This is a genomic window from Micromonospora sp. CA-269861, from assembly GCF_050948505.1.
Taxonomy (GTDB): domain Bacteria; phylum Actinomycetota; class Actinomycetes; order Mycobacteriales; family Micromonosporaceae; genus Micromonospora.
This window is the reverse complement of the sequence record NZ_CP192014.1, coordinates 367,331-385,015: the sequence shown is the minus strand read 5'-3', so window position 1 is coordinate 385,015 and position 17,685 is coordinate 367,331. Positions and strand designations below refer to the sequence as shown.

The 17,685-nt window shown below is 69.9% G+C and carries 15 protein-coding genes and 1 pseudogene; all 16 read right to left on the bottom strand.

Annotated elements, in window-relative coordinates:
• Window positions 1–46 precede the first annotated feature (46 nt).
• Complete coding sequence (gene nuoL / locus ACQP0U_RS01845) at window positions 47–1,972, bottom strand: NADH-quinone oxidoreductase subunit L (RefSeq protein ID WP_433315199.1); 1,926 nt, start codon at window positions 1,970–1,972, stop codon at window positions 47–49.
• 12 nt (window positions 1,973–1,984) lie between these two features.
• Window positions 1,985–2,284, bottom strand: coding sequence for an NADH-quinone oxidoreductase subunit NuoK (nuoK, locus tag ACQP0U_RS01840; RefSeq protein WP_030486270.1), 300 nt, complete (start codon window positions 2,282–2,284; stop codon window positions 1,985–1,987).
• Window positions 2,285–2,341: 57 nt separating this feature from the next.
• Window positions 2,342–3,112: an NADH-quinone oxidoreductase subunit J gene (locus ACQP0U_RS01835; protein ID WP_433315198.1), complete on the bottom strand. Its 771-nt coding sequence runs from the start codon at window positions 3,110–3,112 to the stop codon at window positions 2,342–2,344.
• Entirely contained in the window at window positions 3,109–3,750 is a 642-nt protein-coding gene (nuoI, locus tag ACQP0U_RS01830; RefSeq protein ID WP_433315196.1) for an NADH-quinone oxidoreductase subunit NuoI, read from the bottom strand. Before nuoI ends, ACQP0U_RS01835 begins: the two co-directional genes overlap by 4 nt.
• A gap of 1 nt (window position 3,751) precedes the next feature.
• The gene (gene nuoH / locus ACQP0U_RS01825; protein WP_433315194.1) at window positions 3,752–5,104 is read right to left on the bottom strand and encodes an NADH-quinone oxidoreductase subunit NuoH; all 1,353 of its coding nucleotides are present in this window, start codon (window positions 5,102–5,104) and stop codon (window positions 3,752–3,754) included.
• Window positions 5,105–5,165: 61 nt separating this feature from the next.
• On the bottom strand, window positions 5,166–7,679 hold the full coding sequence (locus ACQP0U_RS01820; RefSeq protein WP_433315193.1) for an NADH-quinone oxidoreductase subunit G: 2,514 nt from the start codon (window positions 7,677–7,679) through the stop codon (window positions 5,166–5,168).
• Entirely contained in the window at window positions 7,679–8,995 is a 1,317-nt protein-coding gene (gene nuoF / locus ACQP0U_RS01815) for an NADH-quinone oxidoreductase subunit NuoF (RefSeq protein WP_433315191.1), read from the bottom strand. Before nuoF ends, ACQP0U_RS01820 begins: the two co-directional genes overlap by 1 nt.
• Window positions 8,992–9,981, bottom strand: a complete 990-nt coding sequence (gene nuoE / locus ACQP0U_RS01810; RefSeq protein WP_433315189.1) for an NADH-quinone oxidoreductase subunit NuoE — start codon at window positions 9,979–9,981, stop codon at window positions 8,992–8,994. Before nuoE ends, nuoF begins: the two co-directional genes overlap by 4 nt.
• Window positions 9,978–11,303, bottom strand: coding sequence for an NADH-quinone oxidoreductase subunit D (locus ACQP0U_RS01805; protein ID WP_196920660.1), 1,326 nt, complete (start codon window positions 11,301–11,303; stop codon window positions 9,978–9,980). Before ACQP0U_RS01805 ends, nuoE begins: the two co-directional genes overlap by 4 nt.
• A 112-nt stretch (window positions 11,304–11,415) precedes the next feature.
• Window positions 11,416–12,153 carry an NADH-quinone oxidoreductase subunit C gene (locus tag ACQP0U_RS01800; RefSeq protein WP_433315187.1) on the bottom strand — a complete coding sequence of 246 codons (738 nt, stop codon included), beginning with the start codon at window positions 12,151–12,153 and terminating at the stop codon, window positions 11,416–11,418.
• The gene (locus tag ACQP0U_RS01795; protein ID WP_238668742.1) at window positions 12,150–12,827 is read right to left on the bottom strand and encodes a NuoB/complex I 20 kDa subunit family protein; all 678 of its coding nucleotides are present in this window, start codon (window positions 12,825–12,827) and stop codon (window positions 12,150–12,152) included. Before ACQP0U_RS01795 ends, ACQP0U_RS01800 begins: the two co-directional genes overlap by 4 nt.
• Before the next feature lie 14 nt (window positions 12,828–12,841).
• Window positions 12,842–13,207: an NADH-quinone oxidoreductase subunit A gene (locus ACQP0U_RS01790; RefSeq protein WP_007454588.1), complete on the bottom strand. Its 366-nt coding sequence runs from the start codon at window positions 13,205–13,207 to the stop codon at window positions 12,842–12,844.
• Between the two features lie 135 nt (window positions 13,208–13,342).
• On the bottom strand, window positions 13,343–14,620 hold the full coding sequence (locus tag ACQP0U_RS01785; RefSeq protein ID WP_433315184.1) for a geranylgeranyl reductase family protein: 1,278 nt from the start codon (window positions 14,618–14,620) through the stop codon (window positions 13,343–13,345).
• Window positions 14,621–14,759: 139 nt separating this feature from the next.
• Window positions 14,760–14,984: a hypothetical protein gene (locus tag ACQP0U_RS01780; protein ID WP_030486260.1), complete on the bottom strand. Its 225-nt coding sequence runs from the start codon at window positions 14,982–14,984 to the stop codon at window positions 14,760–14,762.
• An 87-nt stretch (window positions 14,985–15,071) separates the two neighbouring features.
• Entirely contained in the window at window positions 15,072–15,719 is a 648-nt protein-coding gene (locus tag ACQP0U_RS01775; RefSeq protein ID WP_433320544.1) for a demethylmenaquinone methyltransferase, read from the bottom strand.
• Between the two features lie 820 nt (window positions 15,720–16,539).
• Window positions 16,540–17,595, bottom strand: a pseudogene (locus ACQP0U_RS01770) (cell wall anchor protein); the annotation flags it as partial.
• Window positions 17,596–17,685 lie beyond the last annotated feature (90 nt).

Below are 17,685 nucleotides of genomic sequence, written 5' to 3'. Positions count from 1 at the left end.
TCGTCACTGCGTGGTCCGCCGGCGGGGGCGGCCGGAAAGAGGTCGATCACGCCAACCACCCCGCCTGCACCGCCAGGAACGCCGCCATCACCAGCAGCGCACCGGCCAGGATCGAGGTGGCGTACGAGCGGACAAAGCCCGTCTGCATCCGGCGGAGGCGACCCGAGCCCCCGCCGACCGCGGCGGCGAGCCCGTTGACGAGCCCGTCGATGCCCCGGTTGTCGAGGTACACGAGCGCCCGGGTGAGGAAGATGCCCGGCTTCTCGAAGACCGCCTCGTTGACCGCGTCCGTGTAGAGGTTGCGTCGGGCGGCGGTGACCAGCACGCCGGCCGGCTGTGGCGCGGTGGCCGTACCGGCCCGGAACAGGAACCAGGCCAGCCCGGCGCCGAGCACGGTGACCAGCAGCGACAGCGTGGTGATCACGGCGTGCGAGAGGACCGCCTCGTGCTCGGCGTGCTCGCCGCCCAGCCCGGCGGTCTCGGTCAGCCAGTCCGGAACGGACGTGGCGAGCAGGAAGCCGGCGCCGACCGACCCGACCGCCAGGAGGATCAGCGGGATGGTCATCAGCTTCGGCGACTCGTGCGGGTGCTCGATGTCCTCGGTCCACCGCTGCGGGCCGTGGAAGGTGAGCACGAACAGCCGGGTCATGTAGAACGCGGTCAGCCCGGCGCCGAGCAGAGCCGCCCCGCCGAAGAGCCAGGCGGTCCAGTCCTCCCGCTCGAAGGCGGCCACGATGATCGGCTCCTTGGAGAAGAAGCCGGAGAACGGGAACATGCCGATGATGGCCAGCCAGCCCATCATGAAGGTCAGCCAGGTGATCTTCATGTACTTCGACAGCCCGCCGAAGCGGCGGATGTCGACCTGGTCCTTCATCCCGTGCATCACCGAACCGGCGCCCAGGAACATGTTGGCCTTGAAGAAGCCGTGCGCCAGCAGGTGCACGATGGCCAGCGCGTACGCCGCACCGCCGAGGCCCACGCCGAGGAACATGTAGCCGATCTGGCTCACCGTCGACCAGGCGAGCACCCGCTTGATGTCGTCCTTGGCCGCACCGATGATGCAGCCGATCAGCAGGGTGAGCGCGCCGACGCTCACCACCACGAGTTGCAGCGTCGAGTTGGCGGAGAAGATCGGGTTGGACCGGGCGATCAGGTAGACGCCCGCGGTGACCATGGTGGCGGCGTGGATGAGCGCCGACACCGGCGTCGGGCCCTCCATCGCGTCCGGCAACCATGCCTGGAGCGGGAACTGACCGGACTTGCCGGCCGCGCCGAGCAGCAGCAACAGGCCGAGAACCAGCACTGTGGTGCCGGTCAGCGCGCCGACTCCGTTGAACACCTCGTCGTACTGGGTGGTGCCCAGGGTGGCGAACATGATGAAGATGCCGATGGCCAGGCCGGCGTCGCCGACCCGGTTCATCAGGAACGCCTTCTTGCCGGCGGTGGCCGCGCTCGGCCGCTCGGTCCAGAAGGAGATCAGCAGGTACGACGCCAGACCGACGCCCTCCCAGCCGAAGTACAGCATCACGTAGTTGTTGCCGAGCACCAGCAGCAGCATCGCCGCGACGAACAGGTTGAAGTACGCGAAGAACCGACGACGGCCGGCGTCGTGCGACATGTACTCCACCGCGTACAGGTGGATCAGGAAACCCACCCCGGTGATCAGCAGTACGAAGACCGCGGCCAGCGGGTCGAAGAGCAGGCCGAAGTCGACGCGCAGGTCACCGACCGCGATGAAGTCCCAGAGGCTCAGCTCGACGGACTTGTTCTCCAGGCCACGGAGCTGAAAGAAGAAGCTCAGGCCGAGCACGAACGCGGCGCCGATGGCGGCGACGCCCAACCAGTGCCCCCAGCGGTCGGCCCGGCGGCCGAGCAGCAGCAGGATGGCCGCGCTGACCAGCGGGATCGCCACCAGCAGCCAGACGCCCCCGAGCAGCCCCGTGGCCTGGGCGTATTCCACAGTCTCTTCCACCGGTGGACCCCTCTAGTACTTGAGCAGGTTGGCGTCGTCGACACTCGCCGAGCGTCGCGTCCGGAAGATGGACATGATGATCGCGAGCCCGACCACGACCTCGGCCGCCGCCACCACCATCACGAAGAACGCCATGATCTGGCCGTTGAGGTCACCGTTGATCCGGCTGAAGGTGACCAGCGTCAGGTTGGCCGCGTTGAGCATCAGCTCCACGCACATGAACAGCACGATCGCGTTGCGCCGGACGAGCACCCCGGCGGCGCCGATGGTGAACAGCACCGCCGCGAGCACCAGGTAGTAGTCAGGCGTCATGGCTGGACTCGCTTTCGTTAGCGACTGCGGGGCTCCGCTTCGCTGCGCTCCTCGCGCTCACCGGTCCGTCCCCTTCAGCGTGGTCTCCTGCGCGGTCAGCTCCCGCACCGGCAGGATGTCCGGCGTGCTCCGCTCGGACAGGCGGCCGTCCGGCAGTCGGGCCGGGGTCGCCACCGAGGACGAGGTCGCGAAGACGCCGGGGCCCGGCTTGGGGCCGGGGTAGTTGCCCGGCGCGAAACGGGCCCGCATCGTCGACGGCTGGTCGACCTTGTCCTGCTTACGGCGCTCGATGTGCGCGAGCACCATGGCACCGACCGCCGCGGTGATCAGCAGCGCCGAGGTCAGCTCGAACGCGAAGACGTACTTGGTGAAGAGCAGTCGGGCGATGCCCTGCACGTTGCCCTCCGCGTTGGCCTGTTCCAGGCCGACCGCTGTGGTGCCCTGCAGCGCCCGGTAGAGCGCTCCGCCGACCAGACCGGCGAAGCCCAGCCCCAGCACGATCGCGGCGACCCGCTGGCCGCGCAGCGTCTCGATCAGCGAGTCGGTGGAATCCCGACCGACAAGCATCAGCACGAAGAGGAAGAGCATCATGATCGCGCCGGTGTAGACGATGATCTGCACCATGCCGATGAACGGCCCGGCCTGGAGCACGTAGAACACGCCCAGACAGAGCATGGTGAGCACCAGCCAGAGCGCGGAGTGCACAGCGTTGCGCGCGGCCACCATCCCGATCGCGCCGATGAGCGCGAGCGGCCCGAGGATCCAGAAGGTGACCTCCTCACCGCCGGACACCCCACCTGCCGCGGCCAGCACCGTAGACGTGGTCATGCCTTCTCTCCCTTGCCGGCCGCGACGCGCTGGGCGGCCTGCTCGGCGCCCGGGAACGTCACGCCGGGGTGCTCCTCGACCTGGTAGTTGCCGGGGCCCATCGGGGACGTCTCCGCACCGGCGGAGGTGCCCGGGTTGTCCAGCGCGCCGACGTAGTAGTCCTTCTCGCTGTCACCCAGCCGCATCGGGTGCGGCGGCTGCTCCATGCCCTCGAGCAACGGCGCGAGCAGCTGCTCCTTGGTGAAGATCAGGTCCTGCCGGTTGTCCCGGGCCAGCTCGTACTCGTTGCTCATGGTGAGCGACCGGGTCGGGCAGGCCTCGATGCACAGCCCGCAGAAGATGCACCGGGCGTAGTTGATCTGGTAGACGCTGGCGTACCGCTCACCCGGCGAGAAGCGCTGCTCGTCGGTGTTGTCGCCACCCTCCACGTAGATCGCGTCCGCCGGGCAGGCCCAGGCGCACAGCTCGCAGCCGATGCACTTCTCCAGGCCGTCCGGGTGCCGGTTGAGGATGTGCCGCCCGTGGTAGCGCGGCGCCGACACCGGCGGCTTGAACGGATAGTCGGTGGTGACGACCTTCCTGAACATGTGCGAGAAGGTGACACCGAATCCCTTGAACGTTCCGGTGATCGCGCCCACGTCACACCTCCCTGGAGTCCGAGCCGGCAACGATGTTGGCCGGCTCCCGCTCGGCGACCACGCGCGTGATACGCGGGCTCGGTGGTACCTGAAGATCCATCGGTGGCAGCGGGAAGCTCCCGTGCGGCCGGTTGTCGACCTGTTCCTGAGTCGTCGGCTTCGGCTTCGGCCGCCGGCTGGGCCAGAAGATCGTGGCGAGCAGCAGGATGCCTGCCGGAATGCCGACGGCGATCACCTTGCCGCGCGTGTCCCAGTCCTCGATGGAGCGCAGGCCCGACAGGACCAGGATCCAGACCAGGTTGATCGGCAGCAGGACCTTCCAGCCGAGCCGCATGAACTGGTCGTACCGCAGCCGGGGCAGCGTGCCACGCAGCCACACGAAGACGAAGACCAGCGCGATCACCTTGCCGAAGAACCAGAGCATCGGCCACCAACCGGAGTTGGCGCCCTCCCAGATGGTGATCGGCCAGGGCGCTCGCCAACCGCCGAGGAACAGCGTGGTGGTGACCGCGGACATGGTCACCATCGCGACGTACTCGCTGAGCATGAAGAGCGCGAACTTCAGCGAGCTGTACTCGGTCATGAAGCCCGCGACCAGCTCGGACTCGGCCTCGGGAAGGTCGAACGGCGCCCGGTTGGTCTCACCCACCGTGGCGATGAAGAAGATGATGAAGCTGGGCAGCAGCAGGATCGCGTACCAGCCCGGGGCCGGGACCGTCTGGCCGAAGATGGTCAGCTCGGTGCCGTCACCCTGAGCGGCGACGATCCCGCTGGTGCTCATCGTGCCGGCGGTCATGAAGACCGCCACGATGCTGAGCCCCATGGCGACCTCGTAGGAGATCATCTGGGCACTCGACCGCAGACCGCCGAGCAGCGGGTACGTCGAGCCGGAGGCCCAACCACCCAGCACGATGCCGTAGACGCCCATCGAGGAGCAGGCGAGCAGCAGCAGCACCGCCACCGGCACATCGGTGACCTGCAACGGCGTGTGGTGACCGAAGATGCTCACCATCGGGCCGAACGGCACCACCGACAGGGCGGTCACCGCGCAGATCACCGAGATGGTCGGGGCGAAGAAGTAGACGACCTTGTCGGCCGCCTTCGGCAGGATGTCCTCCTTGAAGGCCATCTTCAGGCCGTCGGCGAGGGTCTGCAGCAGGCCGAACGGGCCGACCTGGTTGGGGCCGGGCCGCACCTGCATGTAGCCGACCACGCGCCGTTCGAACCAGACGCCGAGCAGGGTGGCCAGCAGACCGAAGGCGAACGCGAAGACAATCTTGCCGAGAACCAGCCACCACGGATCCCGGCCGAAGTCGGCAAGCGTCGGATCCTGGGCGAGGTAGGAGGGACTCACTGTGCCCACCTTTCGTTCGCGACTGCGGGGCTCACTCGCTGCGCTCGTTCACTCCTCGCACTCACTGGTTACCCCCGGAGTTGAGGAGCGGACCCGGGAGACCGGTCTCGTCGGCCGCCACGCGTCCGGCCGGGATGGCCGTACTCGGTGCGGGGACGGAGATCCGGACGACCGCGCCGGACGACGCCCCGAGGCTGCGCCGCACGGTCGAGCCGGGTGAGTTGGTCGGCAGCCAGACCACGCCGTCCGGCATCTCGGTGAGTTCCGCCGGCAGGGTCAGCGCCCCCCGGTCGGTGCCGACAGTGACCGCGTCACCGTCGACCACACCGAGCGCCTCGGCGGTGCCCTTGCCCAACCGGACCACCGGCGGGCGGGCGGTCCCGGCGAGGTTCTCGTCGCCCTCGGTCAGGGTGCCGAGGTCCACCAGCTGGTGCCAGGTGGCCAGCACGGCCTCACCGGCGTTCGGCTGTGGCACCCGGCCCGGGGCGACCGACGGCGCGGCCGGCCGAGACATCCGCGTCGCCGGCAGCGTGCCCAGCTCGCGACGGACGCTCGGCACGTCGGCCGTGCCGAGGCGCACGTCGAGCAGCGCGGCCAGCGCGTCGAGCACCCGGCCGTCGGTCATCGCGGCAGTGGTCAGCACCGCCTCGAACGGGCGGAGCCGACCCTCCCAGTCCAGGAAGCTGCCGGCCTTCTCGGCCACCGGGGCGACCGGCAGCACCACGTTCGCCCGCCGCGTCACCGCGCTGGCGCGCAGTTCGAGGCTGACCAGGAACGGCACCGCGTCCAGGGCGGACTCGGCCAGTCGCGGGTCGGCCAGGTCGGCCGGGTCGACACCGCCGACGACGAGCGCGCCGAGCTGCCCGTTGGCGGCAGCGGTCAGGATGCCGTCGGTGTCCCGGCCGGCCTGGCTCGGGATCACCCCGGCCGGGATGTCCCACGCCTCACCCAGCTCGGCCCGGGCGGCCGGCTCGGTGACCAGGCGTCCACCGGGGAGCAGGTTGGGCAGGCAGCCCGCGTCGACAGCGCCGCGGTCACCCGCGCGCCGCGGCACCCAGGCCAGCTTCGCGCCGGTACGACGGGCCACGTCCGCCGCGGCGGAGAGCCCACCCGGCACGGTGGCCAACCGCTCGCCGACGATCAGGATCGCGCCCGGTGCGCTCAGCGCCTCGCTGACGGTGGCGTGCTCGGCGAGCACGCTGGCCTCCTCGCCCGGCACCACCCGGGCCAGCTTGGCACCGAGCTTCTCCAGGCCGCGGGTGGCGAAGGGCGCCAGCGCGTACACCGTCAGGGTCTTCTTCAGGTACGCCTTGCGCAGCCGCAGGAAGAGGATGGGGCACTCCTCCTCGGGCTCCAGGCCGACGAGCACCACCGCCGGCGCGTTCTCCACGTCGGTGTAGGTGACGTCGGTGACCCCGGCGACCGAGCTGGCCAGGAAGTCGGCCTCCTCGCGGGAGACCGGCCGGGCCCGGAAGTCGATGTCATTGGTGTTCAGCGCGACCCGGGCGAACTTGGCGTACGCGTACGCGTCCTCGACGGTCAGCCGACCGCCGGTGAGCACCGCCGTGCCCTGCCCGCTCTCCCGGGCGATGTGCAGCCCCTCGGCGGCGACGGTGAGCGCCTCGCTCCAGGACGCCTCGCGCAGCTCACCGGTGTGCTCGTCGCGGACCAGCGGAGTGGTCAGCCGGTCGTCGGCGCGGGTGTACTGGAAGCCCCACCGGCCCTTGTCGCAGTTCCACTCCTCGTTCACCTCCGGCTCGTCGCCGGCCAGCCGGCGCAGCACCTTGCCGCGTCGCCAGTCGGTGCGCTGCCCGCAGCCGGCCGAGCAGTGCTCGCAGACGCTCGGGCTGGAGACCAGGTCGAACGGGCGGGCACGGAAGCGGTACTGGGCGCCGGTCAGCGCACCCACCGGGCAGATCTGGACGGTGTTGCCGGAGAAGTAGGAGTTGAACGGGACGTCCCCGCTGTCCTCCCCGGACTCCGCGCCGTACGCGTCGTCCCGGTAGATGTTGATCTCCTCGGCGGACGACCGGCCCATCAGGTCGATGAACTTGTCCCCGGCGATCTCCTCGGAGAACCTGGTGCACCGCTGGCAGAGCACGCACCGCTCGCGGTCCAGCAGCACCTGGCTGCTGATCGCCATCGGCTTCTCGTACTCCCGCTTGTGCTCGTGGAAACGCGAGTCGGTGCGGCCGGTGGACATCGCCTGGTTCTGGAGCGGGCACTCGCCGCCCTTGTCACACATCGGGCAGTCCAGCGGGTGGTTGAGCAGCAGCAGCTCCATCACCCCCTCCTGCGCCTTCTTGGCCACCGGGGAGGTGATCTGGGTACGCACGACCATGCCGTCGGCGACGGTCTGGGTGCAGGAGGCGACCGGCTTGCGCTGTCCCTCCACCTCGACCAGGCACTGCCGGCACGCGCCGGCCGGGGCCAGCAGCGGGTGGTCGCAGAACCGGGGGATCTCGGTGCCCATCTGCTCGGCGACCCGGATCAGCAGCGTCCCCTTGGGGGCGGTGACCTCGACGCCGTCGATGGTGAGGGTGACGGTCTCGGTCTGCTTGGCTACGTCGGTCATCAGTGAGCTCCCACCAGCTGCTTGTCCGACAGCTTCGGCGCGGTACGTCCCTCGATGTAGTCGAGGTAGTCCTGCTTGAAGTACTTCAGCGAGGAGGTCACCGAGCTGGTCGCGCCGTCACCCAGACCGCAGAACGAGCGGCCGAGGATGTTGTCGCAGGTGTCCAGCAGGGTGTCCAGGTCCTCGTGGGTGCCCTGGCCGGCGAGGATCCGCCGGTAGACCCGGACCATCCAGTAGTTGCCCTCGCGGCACGGGGTGCACTTGCCGCACGACTCGTGGTGGTAGAACTCCAGCCACCGGTACGTCGCGTAGACCGGGCAGTCCTGGTCGGAGAAGATCTGGGTGGCCGTGGTGCCGAGGATCGAGCCGGCCGCCGCCACCCCCTCGAAGTCGAGTGGCACATCCAGGTGCTCGGCGGCGAGCAGCGGGGTCGACGAGCCGCCCGGGGTCCAGAACCGCAGGTTGTGGCCGGGCTGCATGCCACCGGCCAGCTCCAGCAGCTCGCGGAGCGTGACACCCATCGAGCACTCGTACTGGCCCGGGTTGGCGACCCGGCCGGAGAGCGAGTAGATCATCGGCCCGGAGGACTTCTCGGTGCCCATGCTCTTCCACCAGTCGGCCCCACCGAGCACGATCGGCGGCACGCTGGCGATGGTGCCGACGTTGTTGACCACCGTCGGGCTCGCGTACAGGCCGTGGGTGGCCGGGAACGGCGGGCGCAGCCGGGGCTGGCCCCGGAACCCCTCGAGCGAATCCAGCAGCGCCGTCTCCTCGCCGCAGATGTACGCCCCGGCGCCCGAGTGCACCACCAGCTCCAGGTCGTAGCCGCTGCGCAGGATGTTCCGACCCAGGTAACCCTTGTCGTACGCCTCCTGGACCGCGTTGCGCAGCCGACGCGCGGCGTGCACCGCCTCGCCCCGGATGTAGATGTAGGCGCGGGCGGCCCGGATCGCGTACGACGCGATGATCACGCCTTCGACCAGCGCGTGCGGGTCGTGGGTCATCAGCGGCAGGTCCTTGCAGGTGCCCGGCTCGCCCTCGTCGGCGTTGACCACCAGGTAGTGCGGCTTGCCGTCGCCCTGCGGAATGAAGCCCCACTTGAGGCCGGTGGGGAAGCCAGCGCCGCCTCGGCCCCGCAGCCCGGAGTCCTTGATCAACTGGATCAGGTCGTCCGGGTGGGCCTTGAGCGCCTTGCGCAGCGCGGCGTAGCCGTCCAGCTGCTCGTACGTGCCGATGCGCCAGGCGTCCGGCGACAGCCAGCGCTTGGTCAGCACCGGCGTCAGCTTGGCCAGCGTCTCCGGGCGGGGAGTGGTCACTTCTGGGCCCCCGTTTCGTTCGCGTCGGCGGAGGTCGCGCCACCGGCGCTCGCCGACGCTTCGTTGAGGTTGCGCTCCTGCGCGCCGGTGGAGTCACCGGCGGGCTTGCGGTCGCCAGCGGGCGCGTTGGCCGCGACACCTGCCGACTCGGCCTTCTGCGCGTCGCCCGGCGGCGAGGTCTCCGCCGGAACCTTGGCGGACGCCCCGTCGCCACCCTTGACCGGTGCCGTGCTGGCCTCGACGGGCGCCGGCTTGGCGGCTTCCGCCTTCGCCTTCGCCTCGGCGGCGGCCTTGTCGGCCTCGGCCTTGCTGCGGATCGGGGTGTTCGGGTCGAAGCCCGGCACCGAGACGCCGTGCTGCTGGGCCAGCAACAGCCCACGCAGGGTGGGCTCGCCCGGCCCGCCGTCGGCTACCGCACCGTCGCGCTCGTCGGCGAAACCGGCGAGCTGCACCGCCATCTCCTTGAGGGTGCAGAGTCGGGCACCCCGGGTCGGCATCGGCCGGCCACCGGCCCGCAGCTCGTCGACCACACCGACAGCGGTGGAGGCGTCCACGCCGTCGAAGAAGTCGTAGTTGACCGTCATCACCGGGCCGTAGTCGCACGCTGCCAGGCACTCGGCGTGCTCCAGCGTGATCGTGCCGTCCGCTGTGGTCTCGTCGTGGCCGACGCCCAGGTGCTCGGCGAGGGTGTCGTAGACCTCCTGGCCACCGAGCACGTTGCACATCGTGTTGGTGCAGACGCTGACCAGGAAGTCACCGGTCGGCTTGCGCTTGTACATCGTGTAGAAGGTGGCCACCGCGCCGACCTGGGCCTTGTTCAGCCCCAGCACCTCGGCACAGAACGTGACCCCGGCCGGGGAGACGTACCCCTCTTCGGCCTGCACCAGGTGCAGCAGCGGCAGCAGCGCCGAGCGGGACCGGTCCGCCGGGTAACGGGCGATGATCTCGCGCGCCCGCTCCCGGGTCTCATCAGTGAAAACACTCATCGGTCACAACCACCCATCACCGGGTCCAACGAGGCGCCGCCGGCGATCACGTCGGCGATCAGACCGCCCTCGGCCATAGCCGGGAGGGCCTGCAGGTTGACGAAGCTCGGCTCCCGGTAGTGCACCCGGTAGGGCCGGGTGCCACCGTCGGAGACGGCGTGTACGCCCAGCTCACCGCGGGGCGCCTCGATGGCGACGTACACCTGGCCGGGCGGGACCCGGAAGCCCTCGGTCACCAGCTTGAAGTGGTGGATCAGCGACTCCATCGACTGACCCATGATCTTCGCGACGTGCTCCAGCGAGTTGCCCATGCCGTCCACGCCGATGGCCAGCTGCGCCGGCCAGGCGATCTTGCGGTCGGCGACCATCACCGGGCCCGGACGGAGCCGGTCCAGCGCCTGCTCGACCAGCTTCATCGACTCCCGGATCTCGGCGAGCCGGACCTGGTAGCGACCCCAGACGTCACCGTCGGGGTGGGTCGGCACGTCGAACTCGTACGTCTCGTAGCCGCAGTACGGCATGGTCTTGCGCAGGTCCCAGGCGAGACCTGCGGAGCGCAGCACCGGACCGGTGATGCCGAGCGCCACGCAGCCGGTGACGTCGAGCACCGCGACGTTCTTCGTACGCTCGGTCCAGATCGGCTGGCCGGAGAGGAGGTCCTCGTACTCCTTGAGCTTCTTCGGCATCATCTTGAGGAACTCGCGGATCTTGACGATCGCGTCGTCCGGCACGTCCTGCGCCACACCGCCCGGCCGCACGTACGCGTGGTTCATCCGCAGACCGGTGATGGTCTCGAAGATGTCGAGGATGTACTCCCGCTCGCGGAAGCCGTACAGCATGATCGAGATCGCGCCCAGCTCCATGCCGGTGGTGGCCAGCCAGACCAGGTGCGACGAGATCCGGTTGAGCTCCATCATCAGCACGCGGATCGTGGTGGCCCGCTCGGTGATGTCGTCGGTGATGCCGAGCAGCTTCTCGACCGCGAGGGCGTACGCCGTCTCGTTGAAGATCGGGGCGAGGTAGTCCATCCGGGTCACGAACGTCGAGCCCTGGACCCAGTTGCGGTACTCGAGGTTCTTCTCGATGCCGGTGTGCAGGTAGCCGACGACCGAGCGGGCCTCGCGGACCGTCTCGCCCTCCAGCTCCAGGATCAGCCGCAGCACCCCGTGCGTGGACGGGTGCTGCGGACCCATGTTGACCACGATCCGCTCGTCGTTGATCGGGTCGGTGCCCGCGACGATCGTGTCCCAGTCGCCGCCGGTGACGGTGAAGACCCGTCCCTCGTCGGTCTCGCGCTCGCTGGCGTAGTTCGACGTCGTCACAGTGCCGGCCCTCCGATCGCGACGGGGTTGTCCCCGGCCCGCGACTGCGGGGCTCGCTCCGCTCGCTCCTCACGCGGGCGGATGGGGCGCCGACCCCCTGCACTCCTCGCGCTCACTGGTACGACCTCCGCTCGTTCGGCGGCTGGATCTCCGCGCCCTTGTACTCGACGGGGACGCCGCCGAGCGGGTAGTCCTTGCGCTGCGGGTGGCCCTCCCAGTCGTCCGGCATGAGGATCCGGGTCAGGCTGGGGTGGCCGTCGAAGACGATGCCGAACATGTCGTACGCCTCCCGCTCCTGCCAGTCCGCGGTCGGGTAGACGGCTGTCACGCTGGGCAGGTTCGGAGCCTCGACGGAGACCGCGGCCTCCAGCCGGACCCGCCGCCGGTACGTCATCGACGTGAGCAGGTAGATCACGTGCAGCCGGCGCTCGTCGGCGCCCAGGTAGTCCGCGCCGGACACCGAGGAGCACAGCTCGAACCGCAGCGCCAGGTCGTCCCGCATCACCTGGCAGACCTCGGCGATCCGCTCCGGGCGTACGTGCAGGGTCAGCTCACCCCGGTCGACCACGACCTTCTCGATCGCGTCGTTGAAGGCCGGGTACGCCTCCTCCAACGCGTCGCGGACCTCGTCGAAGTAGCCCCCGTACGGCCGGGACGCCTCCTCGATGGGCTGGCGCTGGCGGACCAGACCGCCGTAACCGGACACGTCGCCGGTGCCCTGGTTGCCGAACATCCCGCGACCGGCCGGGCTGGCCGGCGGGAACTCGGCGGGGGCACCGCTCGTGGCGCCGGCCGGCACCACGGGCAGCGGTACGCCGCCGTCGTTTGGCTTGTCCGTGGGTGACGTCATTTCGGGCCTACCTGCGGGTGGAGGTGGTTCTGAGCGTTCATCCAGTTCTCGATGCGCAGCTGCTCCTCGCGGCCCTCGCGGACCGCCCGGGTCCACTCGGCGCGCCGGGACTTGTCGCTGCGGTACGAGGAGGGCATCGAGCCGTAGGGCACGATCGGAACGTCGCCGCGCTCCTGGCGGGCAGCGAGCATCTTGCGACCGTTCGGGCCCAGCGGCTCGTACATGATCTTCTCGCGGAGCTTGAGGATCGCGTCGATGAGCATCTCCGGCCGGGGCGGGCAGCCGGGCAGGTACATGTCGACAGGCACCACGTGGTCGACGCCCTGCACGATCGCGTAGTTGTTGAACATGCCGCCACTGCTGGCGCAGACGCCCATCGAGAGCACCCAGCGCGGCTCTGCCATCTGGTCGTAGATCTGACGCAGCACCGGGGCCATCTTCTGACTCACCCGGCCGGCCACGATCATCAGGTCGGCCTGCCGGGGCGACGCCCGGAAGACCTCCATGCCCCAGCGGCCCATGTCGTAGTGCGGACCACCGGCTGCCATCATCTCGATGGCGCAGCAGGCCAGGCCGAAGGTCGCGCCCCACACGGACGACTTCCGAGACCAGTTGACCAGCTTCTCCACCGAGGTGAGCAGGACGCCGGCGGGAAGCTTCTCCTCGATGCCCATCTGACGTTCCTTCCTCAGTCCCAGTCCAGGCCGCCGCGCCGCCACACGTAGGCGTACGCAACGAAGACCGCGACGATGAACAGGACCATCTCCACGAAGCCGAAGATCGGCAGAGCGTCGAACGAGACCGCCCAGGGGTAGAGGAAGATGATCTCGATGTCGAAGACGATGAAGAGCATCGCCGTCAGGTAGAACTTGATCGGGAACCGCCCGCCGCCGACCGGCTGCGGGCTGGGCTCGATGCCGCACTCGTAAGCCTCGAGTTTGGCCTTGTTGTAGCGACGGGGACCGGCGAAGCGGGCGGCGCCTACGGAAAACAGCGAGAACGCCGCGGCGAGGGCGAACAGCCCGATGATCGGTGCGTAAGGCGAGAGCGACATCGTTTTCTCCTGCTCGTCCTTCCCTGCCCTCGGTGCTTGACGAAAATCACACTATTCACGTCCCTCGCAGTGGCAGTCGGCGGGGGTCGATCTTTGTCAGCTTCGGGGCCGTGACCAGCACCGATGCCGTCCTACTTATACGGCTGGCGCGGCCTTCGTCATCGCGTTGATGACCCGATCCATCGCGTCCCCGCCACGCGGGTCGGTCAGGTTGGCCAACAGCTTGAGGACGAAACGCATCAGCGTCGGGTGCGGCATGCCGTGTTTGGTGGCGATCCGCATGATCTCGGGGCGGCCGATCAGTTTCACGAAGATGCCGCCCAGCCGGTAGTAGCCGCCGAGCCGGGCCTTCAGCTCGTTCGGGTACCCCATCAGCGCGCGTTCCCGTTCCGGGCCGGCCGGCCGGGCGAGGGCCTGGACCATGACCTCCGCGGCCAGTTCGCCGGACTCCATCGCGTACGCGATGCCCTCACCGTTGAACGGGTTGACCATGCCGCCCGAGTCGCCGACCAGCAGCACGCCCCGCGTGTAGTGGGGCACCCGGTTGAAGCCCATCGGCAGCGCGGCGCCGAGGATCGGGCCGTCGGCGTTCGTCTCGTCGGTCATCCCCCAGTCTTCCGGGGTGTTGGCGAGCCAGTCGGTGAGCAGCCGGCGGTAGTTGGTCTTGCCGAACGCCGAGGACGAGTTGAGCACGCCGAGCCCGACGTTGACCCGCCCGTCACCGAGGCCGAAGATCCAGCCGTACCCGGGCAGCAGGTTGTCGCCGCTGTCCTTGCTGCGCAGCTCCAGCCAGGACTCCAGGTAGTTGTCCTCGTGCTTGGCCGGCGAGCGGTAGTAGCGGCGGACGGCCACACCGATCGGCCGGTCCTCCCGCTTGGCCAGCCCGAGCGCGAGCGGGAACCGGCCGGAGACGCCGTCCGCCGCGACGACGAGCGGGGCGTGGAAGGTGGTGGGCTCCTTGCCCGGCCCGACCTCCGCCTCGACGCCGGTCACGTGGCCGTCGCCGTCGAGCACCGGGCCCAGCACGTTGACGCTGGTCCGCAGCTTCGCGCCGGCCGCCACCGCACGCTGGGCGAGCAGGTCGTCGAAGTCCAGTCGCGTGCGCACCAGACCGTAGTTGGGGAAGCTGGCCAGCTCCGGCCAGTCCAGCTCGAGGCGTACCCCGCCGCCGATGACCCGCAGGCCGCGGTTGTGCAGCCAGCCCGCCTCGGGCGAGGTGTCCACACCCATCCGGATGAGCTGGCGCACCGCGCGCGGGGTCAACCCGTCGCCGCAGACCTTCTCCCGGGGGAACTCGGTCTTCTCCAACAACAGCACCCGTACGCCGTGCCGGGCCAGGTGGTACGCAGTAGCTGATCCACCGGGACCGGCGCCCACGACGATGACGTCGGCGTCGTGTTCCACCGCGGTCATTCGCGCCTCCTCCCGCACGCTCGTGAAATGCTTCACAAGCCAGACGGGACGAGTGTATGACCGGCGTCATACCAGCGCAGGATCAGGGGTACCTAACTCGCCGATGTGACACCCGATGACCGTCCACAGCGGTCAGGTGTCAGGCCGGGCTGGAGGCGTCCAGGCCCGCGTCGACCCGGATCGTCTCCGGCAGATGCTCACGGAGCGCCCCACCCGCCGCCCGGTCCAGTGCCGCCAACACCTCGGCGACCACCTGCCGGACCTCCACCGGGTCGGCCCCTGCCAACGCGCGCAACTGGGCGATGAGTTCGGCCGCGTCGTCGTCGGTGGCGGCCACCGGGTCCGCCGGGTCTGCTCCGGTCATGCGGTCGAGCGTACGGGGCAAAGTGGACTAAAGGCTGATATTAACGAAACCTGAATAATGTCCGTGCCCGTTGGTGCGGTCCGTCCGCTATTCGCGGATCCCCCGGTGCAGGGCCACCACGCCACCCGTCAGGTTGCGCCACGCCACACGTCCCCACCCGGCCGCGGCCACCCGCCCGGCCAGCGCCGACTGCGCCGGCCAGGCCCGGACCGACTCGGCGAGATAGACGTACGCCTCGGGGTTGCTCGACACCGTGCGGGCCACCACCGGCAGCGACCGCATCAGGTACGACAGGTAGACCGTCCGGAAGAGCGGGTTGACCGGGGTGCTGAACTCGCAGACCACCAGCCGGCCACCCGGCCGGGTCACCCGGGCCAGCTCACGCAGCGCCGCGTCGGTGTCGTTCACGTTGCGCAGCGCGAAGGAGATGGTCACCGCGTCGAAGCTGGCGTCGGCGAACGGCAGCCGCAGCGCGTCTCCGGCCAGCAACGGCACCTCGGGCCGGGCCCGCTTGCCGGTGTGCAGCATGCCCAGCGACAGGTCGACCCCTACCGCGTACGCCCCGGACTGGGCCAGCTCGCGCGTCGAGACGCCGGTGCCCGCGCCCACGTCCAGCACCCGCTCACCCGGCCGCAGCCCGAGCGCCGCCCGGGTGGCCCGCCGCCAGGAGCGGTCCTGACCCAGCGAGATCACCGTGTTGGTCAGGTCGTAACGCTCTGCCACGCCGTCGAACATCGCGGCGACCTCGTGCGGCTGCTTGTCCAGACTGGCGCGCTGGCCCTGCGGGGTACGGCTCACCCCTCCACTCTGCCAGCCGCCCGCCAACCGACGCTCGCTGGGTGGGGCGGCACACACCCCGTACGCGAGAGGGCGGGGTGGTTGCCCACCCCGCCCTCGCGTCGTGCCCGCGTCCGTGACGCCTCGGTCAGGACGCCTGTTCGTCAGGGCGTCGGTGTCAGTCGGTCGACTTCTCGTCGGCCGGCGAGACCATGACCACCTTGCGGCGACGGGTGAGCACCAGCAGCGCCCCACCCACGAGCAGGATGATCACGCCGATCCCACCGATCAGGCCGACCTGCACACCTGTCACCGGCAGGCCGCCACCGCCCGAGCCGCCGCCGTCGGAGCCGCCACCGGCACCCGGCGAGACTGTCGTGCCCGGCGTCGTCGTACCGCTCGGGATCGGCGTCGCAGTGCCCGTCGCGGTCGGAGTGGCCGTCACGGTCGGCGTCGGCGTGACCGTCGGCGTCTCCGTCGGGGTCGGGGTCGGGGTGGGCGTCTCCGTCGGAGTGACCGTCGGCGTCGGCGTGGGCGTCTCCGTCGGAGTGACCGTCGGCGTCGGGGTCGGCGTCTCCGTCGGAGTGACCGTCGGCGTCGGCGTGGGCGTCTCCGTCGGGGTCACCGTCGGCGTCGGCGTGGGCGTCTCCGTCGGAGTGACCGTCGGCGTCGGGGTCGGCGTCTCCGTCGGAGTGACCGTCGGCGTCGGCGTGGGCGTCTCCGTCGGCGTCGGCGTCGGCGTCGGCGTCGGCGTCGGCGTCTCCGTCGGAGTGACCGTCGGCGTCGGCGTCGGCGTCGGCGTCGGCGATTCCGTCGGGGTGACCGTCGGCGTGGGCGTCGGCGTCGGGTCCACGGCCAGGTCGACGAAGACGTCGAAGATCGCCTGGTTGTCACCCTCGTCGACCTCGGTGAAGGTCTTCCGCTGAGCCGTGCTGGCCCGCTGCGGCTTCCCCTCCGGCTTGCCGGCTGCCACGTCCAGGCCGTGCGCCACCAGCTCGCCGACCCGCAGCACCGGCTCGGTGACGTCCTTGCCGACGGTCACCTTGATGTCCGCCGTGTAGTAGTCACCGGGCCGGATCACCGCCCCGTCGTCCTGACAGAGCGCCTGAGCGACGCCGAAGGTCTGCGCGGTGCAGGTGTCCGGCAGGGTGTCGAAGGTGACGCCCGCCGGGAGGGTGAGCACGTAGGCGAGGCCGGTGGCCTTGCGGCTGCCGTCGTTGTAGACCGCCCAGTCGACGGGCACCGTCTCGCCCGGCCGCACCGGACGGAGGTCGGGGTCGTCGCCGTTGACGCCGTTCACCACGACGTTCGCGTTGACGTCCTGCACCCAGCTGGTCAGGTCGTACCCGGGCTCGGTGACGGTGATGTCGTGCTCGACCCTGTTGTCTTCCTCATTCGGGTCCTCGGTGGCCGAGCGGATGGTGACCACCAGAGTGCCGGCGGCGCCCTTACCGCCGGTGGAGAAGATCGGGATGCCGAAGTCCTCGCTGGTGCCGGCGGCGAGGTCGCCGAGGCGGCAGGTGAACTTCTTGCCGTTCACCCGGCAGCCGTCCGGCACCACGACCCGAACCTTGTTCGTCTTCAGCTTGCTGGTGTCCACCGTGTAACTGACACCCTTGGCGTCTTCCTCGCTCCGGGTGTTGTCGACAGTGAACTTGAACGGCTTGCTCTTGGCCTCCGTGACACCCTTGGCCAGGTTGTAGCTGAGCGGCACCAGGGCCAGATCGGCCTCCTCGGCCGCCAGCACTGGGGCGGCCACGGCGGCGATGCCGCCGGCCGCGAGCAGCGCCACGACACTGGCTCGCACCAGCGTCGAGCGGTGGAACGCTGTCATCAGTCCCCCGGGGGTAGGGAAGAAAGAATTGGTTGCGGAACGAGCGGACGCTATCGGAGGCCGATCTTCCACGCCAGCACGCGGACCCGT

Bases quoted from the DNA above. Each gene is read 5' to 3' on its own strand.
- nuoK (WP_030486270.1), bottom strand. From the start codon at position 2,284: ATGACGCCTGACTACTACCTGGTGCTCGCGGCGGTGCTGTTCACCATC.
- ACQP0U_RS01835 (WP_433315198.1), bottom strand. From the start codon at position 3,112: ATGACCACGTCTACGGTGCTGGCCGCGGCAGGTGGGGTGTCCGGCGGT.
- ACQP0U_RS01820 (WP_433315193.1), bottom strand. From the start codon at position 7,679: ATGACCGACGTAGCCAAGCAGACCGAGACCGTCACCCTCACCATCGAC.
- nuoE (WP_433315189.1), bottom strand. From the start codon at position 9,981: ATGAGTGTTTTCACTGATGAGACCCGGGAGCGGGCGCGCGAGATCATC.
- ACQP0U_RS01800 (WP_433315187.1), bottom strand. From the start codon at position 12,153: ATGACGTCACCCACGGACAAGCCAAACGACGGCGGCGTACCGCTGCCC.
- ACQP0U_RS01795 (WP_238668742.1), bottom strand. From the start codon at position 12,827: ATGGGCATCGAGGAGAAGCTTCCCGCCGGCGTCCTGCTCACCTCGGTG.
- ACQP0U_RS01790 (WP_007454588.1), bottom strand. From the start codon at position 13,207: ATGTCGCTCTCGCCTTACGCACCGATCATCGGGCTGTTCGCCCTCGCC.
- ACQP0U_RS01785 (WP_433315184.1), bottom strand. From the start codon at position 14,620: ATGACCGCGGTGGAACACGACGCCGACGTCATCGTCGTGGGCGCCGGT.
- ACQP0U_RS01780 (WP_030486260.1), bottom strand. From the start codon at position 14,984: ATGACCGGAGCAGACCCGGCGGACCCGGTGGCCGCCACCGACGACGAC.
- ACQP0U_RS01775 (WP_433320544.1), bottom strand. From the start codon at position 15,719: ATGTTCGACGGCGTGGCAGAGCGTTACGACCTGACCAACACGGTGATC.